The 13049-nt window shown below is 63.9% G+C and carries 13 protein-coding genes; 6 read left to right on the top strand and 7 right to left on the bottom strand.

Annotated features, from left to right (window positions below; all coding sequences use genetic code 11):
* Positions 1-24 precede the first annotated feature (24 nt).
* The 4 genes from QRN11_RS18105 to QRN11_RS18090 are packed head-to-tail and all read left to right on the top strand — an operon-like array spanning position 25 to position 4971.
* The gene (locus tag QRN11_RS18105) at positions 25-1302 is read left to right on the top strand and encodes an NAD(P)/FAD-dependent oxidoreductase (protein WP_142060862.1); all 1278 of its coding nucleotides are present in this window, start codon (positions 25-27) and stop codon (positions 1300-1302) included.
* Between the two features lie 17 nt (positions 1303-1319).
* A complete protein-coding gene (locus tag QRN11_RS18100) occupies positions 1320-2870 on the top strand; it encodes an aldehyde dehydrogenase family protein (protein WP_285313896.1) in 1551 nt (516 codons plus the stop codon).
* Positions 2867-3991, top strand: a complete 1125-nt coding sequence (locus QRN11_RS18095) for a tartrate dehydrogenase (protein WP_285313895.1) — start codon at positions 2867-2869, stop codon at positions 3989-3991. Before QRN11_RS18100 ends, QRN11_RS18095 begins: the two co-directional genes overlap by 4 nt.
* Positions 3992-3993: 2 nt before the next feature.
* Positions 3994-4971, top strand: coding sequence for a D-2-hydroxyacid dehydrogenase (locus QRN11_RS18090; protein WP_285314028.1), 978 nt, complete (start codon positions 3994-3996; stop codon positions 4969-4971).
* A gap of 61 nt (positions 4972-5032) precedes the next feature.
* On the opposite strand, the gene QRN11_RS18085 is transcribed toward QRN11_RS18090, so the two are convergent.
* The 6 genes from QRN11_RS18085 to QRN11_RS18060 form a co-directional block, all read right to left on the bottom strand.
* Complete coding sequence (locus QRN11_RS18085) at positions 5033-5635, bottom strand: TetR/AcrR family transcriptional regulator (protein ID WP_285313894.1); 603 nt, start codon at positions 5633-5635, stop codon at positions 5033-5035.
* 66 nt (positions 5636-5701) lie between these two features.
* Entirely contained in the window at positions 5702-6574 is an 873-nt protein-coding gene (locus QRN11_RS18080) for an alpha/beta fold hydrolase (protein WP_285314027.1), read from the bottom strand.
* A 69-nt stretch (positions 6575-6643) separates the two neighbouring features.
* Positions 6644-7642: an NADP-dependent oxidoreductase gene (locus tag QRN11_RS18075; RefSeq protein WP_285313893.1), complete on the bottom strand. Its 999-nt coding sequence runs from the start codon at positions 7640-7642 to the stop codon at positions 6644-6646.
* Positions 7643-7797: 155 nt separating this feature from the next.
* Complete coding sequence (locus tag QRN11_RS18070) at positions 7798-9000, bottom strand: cation:proton antiporter (protein WP_285313892.1); 1203 nt, start codon at positions 8998-9000, stop codon at positions 7798-7800.
* 49 nt (positions 9001-9049) lie between these two features.
* Complete coding sequence (locus QRN11_RS18065) at positions 9050-10546, bottom strand: FAD-binding oxidoreductase (RefSeq protein WP_285313891.1); 1497 nt, start codon at positions 10544-10546, stop codon at positions 9050-9052.
* A gap of 127 nt (positions 10547-10673) precedes the next feature.
* Entirely contained in the window at positions 10674-11276 is a 603-nt protein-coding gene (locus tag QRN11_RS18060) for a dihydrofolate reductase family protein (RefSeq protein ID WP_285313890.1), read from the bottom strand.
* A gap of 131 nt (positions 11277-11407) precedes the next feature.
* On the opposite strand from QRN11_RS18060, the gene QRN11_RS18055 reads away from it, so the two are divergent.
* Positions 11408-11686 carry a YciI family protein gene (locus QRN11_RS18055; RefSeq protein ID WP_142060846.1) on the top strand — a complete coding sequence of 93 codons (279 nt, stop codon included), beginning with the start codon at positions 11408-11410 and terminating at the stop codon, positions 11684-11686.
* 36 nt (positions 11687-11722) lie between these two features.
* On the opposite strand, the gene QRN11_RS18050 is transcribed toward QRN11_RS18055, so the two are convergent.
* Positions 11723-12136 carry a RidA family protein gene (locus QRN11_RS18050; RefSeq protein WP_285313889.1) on the bottom strand — a complete coding sequence of 138 codons (414 nt, stop codon included), beginning with the start codon at positions 12134-12136 and terminating at the stop codon, positions 11723-11725.
* 137 nt (positions 12137-12273) lie between these two features.
* Here QRN11_RS18050 and QRN11_RS18045 point away from each other — a divergent pair, with 137 nt between their 5' ends.
* Entirely contained in the window at positions 12274-12939 is a 666-nt protein-coding gene (locus QRN11_RS18045; protein ID WP_285313888.1) for a dihydrofolate reductase family protein, read from the top strand.
* Positions 12940-13049 lie beyond the last annotated feature (110 nt).

Raw genomic sequence — 13049 nt, 5'->3', positions numbered from 1 at the left:
CTTCGAGGCGAAAGGTCACACACCATGAAACTTGTCCCCTATTGGCTGGACACTGCCGAACCTTCCGGTGACTACCGGCGCACTCCAGTCCCGGAAAACGTCGATGTTGCGATTATCGGTGCCGGCTTTACCGGGCTCTCCGCAGCAGTAGAGTTCGCCAAGCAAGGTGCCAGCGTTGCCGTCTTCGAGCGTCATACCGTGGGCTGGGGTGCATCAGGCCGCAACGGGGGTATGGCAACCACCGGGCTGGCCATCGGCTTCAGCACCGCGGTCAAGCGGTACGGGGCGCCCCGCGCCGTCGAGATGTTCCGTGAATATAACGACGCCATCGAAACCATTGAGAAGCTGGTGCACGATAACGGCATCGACTGCGACTTCAAACGGTTCGGCAAGCTCTCGCTGGCTTTTCACTCGTCCCACTATGACGGTTTCCTGAAGTCCCAGGAGCTGCTCGCGAACCTCGTGGATCACCACGTAAAAGTCATCCCCAAGTCCGAGATCCACTCTGAAATTGGAACGGACTTTTACCAGGGGGCAATGATGGATCCGCTGGGTGCCGGGCTCCACGTGGGGAAGTTCGTCCACGGGCTGGCCAAGGCGGCTGCAGACAACGGAGCCGATATCTGTGAGAACGCAGCGGTCACGGAGTTGAAGAAGGTCGCGGGGACCGTTCACGACGTGCACACCACACGCGGTATTACCCGTGCCAAGCAGGTCCTGGTGGCCACCAGCGGTTACACGGGCAACCTCACCCCGTGGCTCCAGCGCCGGGTGATCCCGGTGGGCAGCTTCATCATCTGCACCGAGCCTTTACCGGAGGAGGTTGTCAACCGCATCCTCCCCAACAGGCGCCAGGCCTCTGACAGCAAGATGCTGACCTACTACTTCCGTATCACCCCGGACAACAGGCTGCTGTTCGGTGGCCGGGCCCGGTTCGCCTTGTCCAGCCCGGATTCGGACGTCAAGAGTGCAGAAATCCTGCATAAGGCAATGACCGAACTTTTCCCCTACCTTGCCAACGTGAAGGTGGACTATATCTGGGGCGGCCTGGTTGACCTCTCCATGGACCAAATGGTGCATGCAGGGCTGCATGATGGCTTGTTCTATTCCCTGTGCTACAGCGGCCATGGCGTCCAGATGGCCGCCCACATGGGCAAGAAGATGGCGCACTACATGGCCGGCGACAAGCAGGCGAACGTGTGGGAAGACCTCAAGAACCCGCCCGTGCCCGGCCACTTCGGCCCGCCATGGTTCCTGCCCTTCATCGGCGCGGCCGCAAAAATCATCGACCGGTTCAGCTGACCAAGGAAAAGGTTCCCATGAGCTCAGTAACAAACGTGGCTGGAGCCTGCCCGAATACAGGGCAGGAAACCGCGTTCAAGCGGGCAAACACCGCAGAACTTCCGGGGGGAGCGTTTTTTGAGGGCCGATGGCAAACAGCGGACAGGAACCTGGAAATCCGGGATCCTGAGGACGGTGTGCTCCTCGGTACGGTGTGCTCTTCCTCCGCACAGGATGTGCGCCGGGCCGTTGCCTACCTGCACCGCAGCCTCCAGGAGGAGGCCTGGCCGCTTCGGGAGCGTCGGGAAGCCCTGGAACGGGCTGCGGGTCTCCTTTCGGAACAGTCCGTTCGGTTTTCGGAAATCATCGCCGCGGAAAGCAGCAAAACCATCAGGGAGGCCGAACGCGAGGTACTCCGGTGCATTGAAACCCTCCGTCTTTCCGCCGCTGCCTCAAGCGAACTTGCCGGTGAGACCCTCTCCTTTGAGGACAGCATGGCAGGAGCGGACAAGATCGGCTGGTACACCCGCAAACCGGTGGGAATCATCGCGGCGATCACGCCCTTCAACGATCCTCTGAATCTCGTGGCGCACAAGCTGGGCCCGGCACTCATTGGAGGCAACGGCGTCGTCCTTAAACCGTCAGGCCGGACGCCGCTGACCGGGCTTGCGTTCATTGAGCTGCTGCTGGAAGCAGGCGTCCCTGCCGGCCGCCTGGCCGCCATAGTCTCGGGCCCGGGGGTATCCGGGGCGATCGTATCGGACCCGCAGGTGGACCTCATCTCGTTCACTGGGGGACCCCGGACCGCGGACCGTATCGCTGCCGCCGCCGGAGCCAAGAAAATCCTCTCGGAGCTGGGCGGCAACAACGCAACGATCGTGTGCGCCGACGCCGAACCTGGCAAGGCGGCTGCGGCGATCGTGGCGGGGGCATTCGGAGTAGCCGGCCAAAACTGCCTCTCAGTCCAACGTGTCTACGTCCACATTTCCCTGTTTGAACAGGTACTCGAAAAGGTGGTGTCGGGAACCCGGGCGCTCCGCACCGGCGCGAAGTTCGACCGTTCCACCGACGTGGGTCCCCTCATCAGCGAAGCTGAGGCGCGCCGGGTGGAGGAGTGGGTGGACGAGGCCTGGAAAGCCGGGGCCAGGATCCATGTGGGCGGGCAGCGCCGGAACGCGTTCTACCAGCCCACCGTCCTCACGGACGTGCCGGCAGACGCCCGGATCATCCGCGAAGAAGTGTTTGGGCCGGTGGTCAGCATCACGCCGTTCATCCAGGTCTCCGACGCCATACAGGCGGCCAATGACTCTGAGTACGGGCTCCAGGCCGGCGTCTTCACCGAATCCATCGACACGGCCTTGGCAATTGCAGACAAGCTGCATGTAGGGGCGGTGGTGATCAATGAAACCAGCGACGTCCGGATCGACTCGATGCCCTTTGGCGGCTTTAAGAAGTCCGGGGTGGGCCGCGAGGGCGTGAAGCACGCCGTTCGTGAGATGACCGAACCGAAAAGCACCATCATCAAACTGGCCGCGCCGGCCACCGGCTGGCAGCGGCTGACGCGTACTTCAGAACGGAATACATCATGACCACCCATAAAATCGCGGTGATCGCGGGCGACGGCATTGGCAAGGAAGTGGTCCCGGCCGCCGTCGAATGCCTTGAGCGGATCGCCGAAGTCCACTCCTTGAGCCTGGAGTTCACGTATTTCAGCTGGGGATCGGACTACTACTCCCGCCACGGACGGATGATGCCCCTGGACGGGTTGGAGCAGCTGGCGCTGCACGACGCCATCTTCCTCGGCGCCGTAGGTTCGCCGGACGTCCCCGATGCTGAATCTCTTTGGGGCCTCCTGATCCCCATCCGGCGCGAATTCCGGCAGTACATCAACCTCCGTCCCGTGAAAACGCTCGACGGCGTGAAGTCGCCCCTGGCGTCGACGGAGCCGATCGACATCCTCATTGTTCGTGAGAACAACGAGGGGGAATACTCGGAGGTGGGTGGCCGGGTGTACCGCGGCCTGCCGCACGAAGCTGCGGTCCAGGAAACCATTTTCACCCGCCTGGGGGTATCCCGGGCCGCCCATTTTGCCGCCTCGCTGGCGGCCGGCCGGAAGGGCCGCCTGACCTCCGCCACCAAGAGCAACGGCATCATCCACACCATGCCATTCTGGGACGAGGTGGTGGAGGAGACCACCCGGCTCTATCCTGGGGTGACGCTGACCAGCGAGCTCGTGGACGCCTTGGCTGCGCACCTCGTCCTCAAGCCCTGGACCCTCGATGTCGTTGTGGCCTCCAACCTGCTCGGTGACATCCTTTCGGACCTGGGCAGCGCCGTCACCGGTTCCATCGGCGTGGCTCCCAGCGCCAACCTGAATCCCGAAGGCGATTATCCCTCCCTCTTCGAACCGGTCCACGGATCCGCCCCGGACATTGCGGGTAAGGGACTGGCCAACCCTGTGGGCCAGATGTGGTCCGGAGCGATGATGCTCGAGCACCTGGGTTTCCCGGTGGCGGCCAGGCACCTCGAGGCGGCCTTCGAATCCGCCCTCCGGGATGGCCTTGGCACCCGTGATGTGGGAGGACCATCGTCGACGTCGGAATTCACTGCCGCGGTTCTGGCCGCGATAGACGCCATCGAGCTACCCTCCGTGGCTGCCCAGCTCGTCTCCGGAACCTCAGCTGCGCCGGCGGCAGCAGCGCCGTCGTGACCATGCCCCGTCGAACCCGGAAGCCCGTCGTCGCCGTCCTGTACCGTGAGGCATTGCCGCCCCGTCTGGCGGAGATCGAGGAGCTGGCGGAGGTCCGCCTGACCAGGGCAGACGGGCTGGCCAAGGTCCTGGACGGGGCAGATGTCCTTTACCAGTGGCATTCGTTTTCCCCGGCGCTGCGGGAGAGCTGGGCTGCAGCGGGGTCACTGAAGTGGGTTCACGTTTCAGCAGCCGGCGTCAGCCAGTTGTTGTTCGATGAGCTGATCCGCAGCGACGTGCTCTACACAAATTCGCGGGGTGTCCTCAGCCGCGCTATCGCGGAGTTTGCGCTGGGCTTTGTCCTGGACATCGCCAAGGACTCCCGGGGTTCACTGGCGCTTCAGCAGCAGCGGCGGTGGCAGCACCGGGTAACCCGGAAAATCCAGGGCCAGCGCGCACTGGTGGTGGGTACGGGTTCCATTGGCAGGGAAATCGCATCACTGTTCCGCGCCGCGGGCCTGCAGGTCAGCGGCGCGGGCCGCAGCAGCCGTCCGGGAGACGGGCATTTCGACGAAATCAGTTCTTCAAAGGATCTGGCCACCAGCGTTCATCCCTTTGACTACCTGGTGCTGGCAGCTCCGCTGACGGAAGACACCAGGGGACTGGTGGGCCCTGAGGTCCTGGCATCAATGAAACCCGGCGCGCACCTCATCAACGTGGGCCGCGGTGAGCTGGTCCAGACGGACGCGCTGGTGGAGGCCCTTACCGCCGGATCCATTGCCGGTGCCGCCCTTGATGTGGTCCACCCCGAACCGCTGCCCGGGGAACACCCGTTGTGGAGCATGGCGAACGTCATCCTGACCCCCCACATGAGCGGCGACACAGAAAATTACCTCGATGACCTGGGGGAGCTGTTCGTGGCAAACCTGAAGCGCTACCGCAACGGCGATCCGCTGCACAACATTGTGGATAAAAGCCTCGGGTTCGTCCCGGCTCCCTGACCTACCCAAGCTGTGCGGTCCGAGGCCACGGGCATTCTGTGGAACTGAGGTTAGTTTGGCGTCAGCGCGGGATCAGCAGACTGACCTGGCCGCGGATGTCCTGGACAATCTCGTCGATGCTCAGACCGGCGTTCACGCTGGCCGCCATGCTGAGGAACATGATTGCGCTGACGATGCGGGCCAATGTGGCGGCGTCGCCGTCGCTGGCCGCATGGTGCCTGCCCAGGACGGCGGCAATGGCCTCCTCGGTTTCAGCAACGATGGAAAGAGCCTGGCCGTGGTGCGGCTCCATCGGATCGCCGAAGACCATCTCCCGCAGGTAAATCCGGCCGTTGCCGATCTGGACGCGGTTGCATTCCACGATCGGCAGCACAATGGCCAGGACCGCATCCAGCGCATGCGCCTGGGTTTCGGCGTCAGCGATGCCCCGTTCCAGGGCTTCGGCGTAGTGGGCATTCTGCACTAGCAGAAGGAGTTCGCCCTTGGTTTTGGCGTAGAGGAACAAAGTCCCTGTGCCAATGTCTGCCTTGTCAGCGATCTGCTGCGTCGTGACATCCTCGACGCCATGTTTGGCGAACAATTCGCTGGCGGCGGCCGTGATGCGCTCGAGTTTTTGCTGCTTGTTCCGCTCGCGCCGTCCGAGCGGCTGGGACGCAACAGGCATGAGGTTTTCCTTCCGGATTAAGTGACTGGACTCAGTTATGAGTATAAGGTCTCCCAGGGCCGGGCGTCAGTCAACCGGACGTTCTGGCGCAGCAAGGAATTCAGCTGCCACCGGGCCGAATTGGGCATGGTACTGGAAGATGCTTCCATGCCCGGAATCCGGGTAGATGATCAGCTCGGATCCCTTGATCCGCCTGTGCAGGTCTTCGGAGAGGACCGATGGCACCATACGGTCATTGTCACCGTTCGCGATGAGGGTGGGGAGGGTGAGCCTGGCCAGGTCGGATGGGTTGGCGCGGCCAGACTTCTGGATTGCCTTCAGTTGCGTCTGGAATGCTTTGGTGCTGATCGGCTTGTCCCGGTGGTCCGCCCGTTCCTGGAGGCGCTTGATGAATGCCTTCGCGGCGGGCTTTCCCGAAGCGTTGCGATTAAAGAACAGGAACTCCTTCGGGTCTGAACGCGTCAAGGCCGCGCGGAAAATATCCCAGTAAGTAACGCCGACCACCTTGTCCATGTCCTTGCCTCCACGCGGCCCGGTTCCGGTCAGGACAAGCTTGCGGATCAATCCTGGGTGCTTAATTGCCAGGTCCTGGGCAATCATGCCGCCCATGGAGAAGGAGAAGACATCAATCATGTCGAATCCGAGGGCCGTGATAAATGCGTGTGCGTCATCGGCCATCTCCTCGATGGTGCCGGGAACCTCCCCGGTGGAGGCGCCTACGCCCCGTTGGTTGAAAGTGATGACGTGCCGGTTTTTCGCGATGGGGTCGATGATGCGGGGGTCCCAGTTGTCCAAGGTAGCGGCGAGGTGCACGAAGAAGACAACGGGGATGCCGCCTTTGGGCCCCAGTTCGCGGTAGGCGTAGGTGACACCTCCTGCGGTGATGGTTCGGGTAGGTGCTTCCGCGTACGAGGTGACTGCGGACTCCCTTTGCGGGATCGGTAGTTTCCATGAGCGAATTTTTCTCCTATTTGGTCTGGCTGCTTGGCCTGTTGAATCAGTGGCGGTTCAGTGGTTGAGGGTGAGCACCGCTTTGCCGCGGATTCCGCCGCCGGCCAGGGACTGCAACGCCTCTGGAGTTTGGGCGAAATCGAAAACCTTTCCGACGACGGGGCGCAGCGTCCCCGCGTCGACCAACGCGGCGATCCGGCGCAGCTGATCCCCGCTGGCACGCATAAACAGGAATTCATAGCTGACTCCGAGCTTCCTGGCCTGCCGTCTGATTTTGCGGCTGAGTGCCGTGATCGCCAGGCGCAGGACAGGATTCAGGCCGGCATCGCGGGCGAACTTCGGATCCGGCGGACCGGAGATCCCAATTGCCTTCCCGCCTGGCTTGAGGACGCGCAGGGACTTTTCGAGGTTTTCGCCGCCGAGGCTGTCGAGGACAAGGTCATACCCGCTGAGGTGTTCCTCAAAATCCTCAGTGCGGTAGTCAATGACCACGTCAGCCCCGAGCTCCCGGAGGAAATCAGCGTTCGAGCCGCTGCCGGTGGTGGCAACAGTCGCGCCAAGGTGCTTGGCGAGCTGGATAGCGATCGAGCCAACCCCGCCGGCGCCTGCGTGGATGAGGACCTTCTGCCCGGGGCGCACATTGCCCCGCTCGACGAGGGCCTGCCATGCGGTGAGCGCCACCAGCGGCAGCGAGCCGGCCTCCGCCATGGATGCCGTTACGGGTTTGAGTGCCAGGTCATCCTCGGCAACGGCGATGCGCTCCGCGAACGTGCCGATGCGGTCCTTGCTGGGCCGGCCATAGACCTCATCGCCGGGTTTGAACCCGGTGACCTGAGCCCCGACGCGGATAACGGTACCGGCCACGTCATTGCCGAGGACTAACTGGAGCTTGTAGGGGAGGATCTGCTTGAACTCACCAAGCCGGATCTTCTCATCCAGCTGGTTCAAGCCCGCGGCCTGCACCTGGACGAGCACATCCCGTTCCCCCATAGCCGGCTCGGCGACGTCCGCTTCACGCAGCGGCTCTCCGTACTTGGTAACGACAAAAGCTTTCATGGCCGGCCTTTCTATATTTGATTCTCCTCAATTATGAGTGTACTCAATAATGCCTGTCAAGGGGCAGGGGCGGGCACGCAGGGATGAGCAGAGCGTGGTTCTCGTTGTGCCGTGCCGTCAGCCGCGGAAAAGCCGCGGTCAGGAGGCATCTTGGATCAGCGCGTCGGTACCGGCGGCCGATGGGTTCCTGGCTGGCTTCGCTGGTGCTGCCGGAGTGCCAGCAGGGGAAACAGGAGGACCGACAGCATGCCTGCCCCCACCAGGGCGGAGGCGGTTCCGCTGGTGATCAGCCCTTCGTCCCGGCCAATGCCGGTCACGGCAACAATGATCGGCAGGCCTGTTGCCGCGAACAGGACGATGGCCCGTTTGTCGCCGGGACTGGATTTCGGGGGAGCGGCCAGCAGGGACGGGAGCCCGCGGATGACGAGCAGGAGTACAAGGAACAGGGGGACCAGAGCAAGGGTTGCCGGGCTGCTGGTCAGCGCGTTCAGCTCGAAGTCGATGCCGGTATCGATGAAGAAGATCGGCACCAGGAATCCGAAGGCAATGGCGTCGATCTTCATCTCGATGATGTGCCGGTCGTGTTCGGGAGCCCGGGCGATCGCAACCTTCCACAGGACGCCCGCGGCGAAGGCACCCAGCAGCATGTCCAGCCCCAGAACCATACTGAGGACAACCAGCACACTCAGAATGAACATGATGGACCGGACGGCGAACTGGCCGCTGGTGTGCAGTGTCCTGGTGACCTGGGAGTGGAGCAGGGAATGCCGTGCGCGGGAGGCCAGGAATATCGCCAGGCCGGTCAACAGGACGAATCCGAGCAGAACTCCTGTGGCCGGTCCCAGTTCCCGCCCGCTGAAAAACAGCGAGACTGCCACCAGAGGACCGAATTCGCCGACTGCACCCAACGCCGCCACCGTGACACCCATCGGGGACTTTGACTCGCCGGCGTCGCGCAGGATCGGCAGAAGCGTGCCGAGGGCGGTGGAACACAACGCCACGCCGATGATCACGGCAGCCTCCGGGCCGGGCGCCAGGACAAGGCCGGCACCGATGCCGGCCGCCAATGAGATGGTCCAGCCAGCCGCGGCACGGTTGGCGGGCCGGCCGCGGATTGCGGTGAAATCGATCTCGTTGCCGGCGACGAAGAAGAGCATGGCCAGCCCGAAATCCGCCAGGGTGTCAGTGAACTGCGTGGACTGTATCCAACCCAGCAGACTGGGGCCCAGCACGATTCCGAGGATAATTTCGAACACTACGACGGGCACTTTGAGCACCCGGTCCAGGAAACGGGCGGCAAGGGGCGCCGCAACAGCCAGCAACGCGATCAGAACCAATGACGTGGACAGCGGCTGCATCAGCGGTACCTCGCCGGACCCTCCAATGAGGGCCCGGCGGCCGCTTCGTTCATGCGGTCGGTGCTGCTTCAGGCGGCGTGGCCTCCGGCAGTGCCGCTTCGGCCGGACGCGGTTCCGCTGGTGCTGCCTGAAGTGCCGCAGGCGGCTGGGACGGGACCGCGGTGGCGGCTTGGGCCGGCTTGATGTTCTGGTTGACGTGGAAGAAATTGTCCGGATCGTACTTCGCTTTGAGCTCTGCGAGCCGTGCATAATTCGACCCGAGGGTGTCCTCGATCCTGTTCTGGTCATCGGCGTCCTGGAAGTTGATGTAGCCGCCTGGCTCCGAATACTCGTGCAGCGCATTCCAATAGGCCCGGACCCAGGCGATGTTCGCCGCGTTGTCAGCTGCGTCAGGCCATTGCCCGGCGATAACCGGAGCGAACTTCACATCACGGTAGGCGAAAGCGGTGGCCTCAGGGGCGACCCGATTCACGGCCCCGTCGATGGGATAGAAGTGGTTGGCCGAGTGGACCGTGGGGATCCCGGGGGAGAATTCGACGGCGGTGCGCAGCGCATCGTTGCTGAGGGTCCGAAGGAAATCTGCCTTCCAGTAACCCTGGAGCCCAGGGACGGCGCTGAGCCCGTCGAACATGATGTTCAGTGCCGGGTAAGGCATCGGCGCAAAGAAGCTGCCCAGTGCGGGCCCCGCGTCCAGCATGGTCTGCCAGTGTGCAGGTCCGGCGTCAAGATCCCCCGTCCACATGCCGGCAACAACAACAACCGGCCGCCCGTGCCATTCCTCAGGAAGGAAGGGAACCGGCGGGCCCTGGTGGAATCCCAGGAAAGCGCCCATCTCCTCCGGTTCGGCGGCAATCCATTCGCGGTATGCCGCGCCGATGTCAGCTCCTGTGGCAGCATCAAAAAACATGATCCCCACATGGACCGTGTCTACTGGGTGCAGGCGGAACTCCATGGACGTGACTACACCGAAGTTGCCGCTGCCGCCACGCAGGGCCCAGAACAAATCCACGTTCTCAGCCTCGCTGGCCGTTACGAACGTTCCGTCCGCAAGCACCACGTCTGCCGAGGACAGGTTGTCGCAGGCAAGGCCGTACTTGCGGGAAAGATATCCTATGCCGCCGCCCAGTGTGAGTCCTGCTACGCCGGTTGAGCCGATGATGCCGCCCGTACTTGCCAGGCCAAACGCATGAGTGGCGTGGTTGTAGTCAGCCCACGTGGCGCCCGGCTCCACCCGCGCAGTCCTCGCGGCGGGGTCAACCCGGACCCCGCGGCGGGCCGAGAAATCGAGGACCAAGCCGCCGTCGACCGTCCCAAAGCCGGGCGCGCTGTGTCCGCCGCCGCGCAAGGCAACCTCAATATCAAGACCGCGCGCAAAGCGGACGGCGGCCATCACGTCCGCCACCTGGGACACCCGCAGCACCGCCGCGGGGCGGCGGTCGATCATGCCGTTGTACACGAGACGGGCCGACTCGTAGTCGGCATCGCCCTCTTCAATGACCTGCCCGCGGACCTGTTCGCGGAGTACGTCAAATCGATCGCTACCCATGGCAATTCCAGATTCTCTCAGAGACCACAGGGCAGCCAGCTCCGTCTCGAGTCCCAGCGAGGGCCAGCGCTATGACCCTCTCGGTATACGCCTGGGCCCCATGCGGGTCAAGAGCCGCAGGCACTCTTCAGCTACCTAATCCGCACCGGTAGCGGATGTGCGTCACGAGGGGTGTGCCGCCGACTTGCGTTGGCTCGAGCTTGAGGTTCCGGACGCCGTCGAGGAGCCGCTCGCCGGCTCCGAGGAGGAGCGGAGAGATATGGAGCCGCAACTCGTCGATTAGCCCGGCCGACAGATATTGGCGGGCGGTTTGCGCGCCGCCGGCTATGGCCACGTCCTTGCCTGCCGCGGCGTCCCGTGCCTGTGCCAGTGCCGGTTCGATCCCTTCCTCCACGAAATAGAACGTGGTGCCGCCCTCCATTTTCAGGGGCGCCCGCGGATGATGCGTGAGCACAAAAACCGGCGCGTGATACGGCGGTTCTTCGCCCCACCAGCCGCGCCAGTCCCTATCCCACGGACCGGTCCCGGGGCCGGCGAACATGTTGCGGCCCATGATGTAGGCCCCCGCGGAGAGGATGCCCTCCAGCTCTTTGGCGTTGGCAGCGGGCTCCTCGAACTGCCACCGGTGCAACTCCTCTCCACCCTCGCCCAGCGGATTCTCCGGAGTCTGGTTGGGGCCGGCGAGGAAGCCGTCGACGGATACGGTGAGATCGCAGGTGACGGTACTCATTGCTTTCCTCGGATGGTGGCTGTGGTGGTCAGGACGGGGAGGGGCTAACGGCCATGCTAGTGGCGTCCGACGGCGGCTGGAAGGGATTGCTCCCAGCGCCCCTTGGGCAAGCGGCAGGTAGGATCTGCGGCATGGAATCCATCGTTATTTACAGCCTTAGTGATGGCACCGACCGGGCACGCGTCCTCGAGACATACCCCCGCCACCAGGCGTACTTCGAAGCGTTCCGCGCCAATGGTGGCGGCCTGCTGGCTCTGGGCCCGTTCCTGACACCGGATCCGGCCGGCTCTTCCATGGGGCTTTTCACCTCGCGCGAGGATGCCGAGCGGTTCATCGCCGACGATCCGTTCGTTCTGGAAGGCCTCGCCGTTCCGCGGATCCTGGAGTGGGACCCCGTTCGCTTCGAGTAGGCGCAGGCATTTATTCAGACCAGGTTCCCCGCCCTGCTAGGGCGCCGTGTCCGGGAGCACGGCAGCGACGGCGCTGATCTCCACAAGTGCGCCGGGAACACCCAGCCCGGCCACGAGGGCAGCGGTCACCAGTGCCGGCTCGTCAGACGCCAGTTCTGCTGCGATGGCCCGGTATCCCGCGGCGATGTCGGCGCCGTTGACGAACAGTACGGTCCACTGCACAACATCGCCGATGCTTGCGCCGGCGGCAGCGAGGGCGGTCTTCGCGTTCTCGAGCGCGCGGGCGGACTGTGCTGCGACGTCGCTCCCGCCAACGAGCGCCCCCTGGGAGTCCACGGAGTTCTGGCCGCCCACATAAATGGTGGTGGCGCCCGGCGGGACAACAGCAACATGGCTGAAGGCGGGGCTTGCAACGAGTCCTTCGGGACGGATGCGCTGGATGGCTGGCATGCCCGTATGCTCTCACGCAGGCCAGCGGACGGGTAGACCCGGCGGCATCCCGGGGATAGCATGACCCGCACCGGAACCTGCTGCCCGGAAGGCGTGGCTGCCCCTCCGGCATCCGCCGATTCAACGAGGAGACGGCCATGAGCCAGGCAACGACAAAAAGGCCGGCAGCAAACCTGATGGTAGACCTGATCATTTCACTGGACGGTTATGCCTCTGCCGAGGGATGGCCCGGCTGGTGGGGCCTGGAGGGCCCGGAGTACCTGGCCTGGCTCGAGGAAGAGGGGAAAAAGAACTACACCTTCCTGATGGGCGCCAACACCTACCGTCTGATGTCCGGCATGTCCGGGGAAGCCGCAGCAGGGGACTCGGGATTTTCCGACAACGAGGGGGCCAGCCTCGCCGGCCTGGCCGCCGTCCCCAAAGTAGTCTTCTCTTCCACCTTGAAGGCCCCCTTGACCTGGCCGAACTCGCAGTTGGTGGCTGGGGACGCGGTGGAGGCAGTCGCGGAGATGAAACGGACCGGAACCGGGCCGATGAGCACCCTCGGCAGCCTGAGCCTGTGCCGCTCCCTGCTGGCGGCCGGCCTCGTGGACAGGTTCCGGCTGGTGGTCTTCCCGGTGATTACGGGCCGGACAGGCAGCGAACGGATTTACGACGGCTACCCCGACGTCTTGTTGGAGATGGTGCAGAGCCGGACCTTCGACGGCCGGCTTCAACTGCTCGAATACGTCCCCACCGTGCTCACGGGGCCGCCGGGCGGCCGTCCTGCCGGAGCGGAACCGGAAAAACCAGCTTCGGTTTGACTTCTGCTGGGATTCGACAGGCTGGAGCACAGCCAGAGCACCCCCGTTGTGGCTGGTTCAACGACGTACCCGGGATTGCCGCGCAGTCACTCCAACGCGTACAGCGGAAG

The organism is Pseudarthrobacter sp. fls2-241-R2A-168 (assembly GCF_030209335.1).
Lineage (GTDB): Bacteria > Actinomycetota > Actinomycetes > Actinomycetales > Micrococcaceae > Arthrobacter.
Note: the sequence above shows the minus strand (reverse complement) of the source record. Positions and strands in the feature narration are given on the sequence as shown.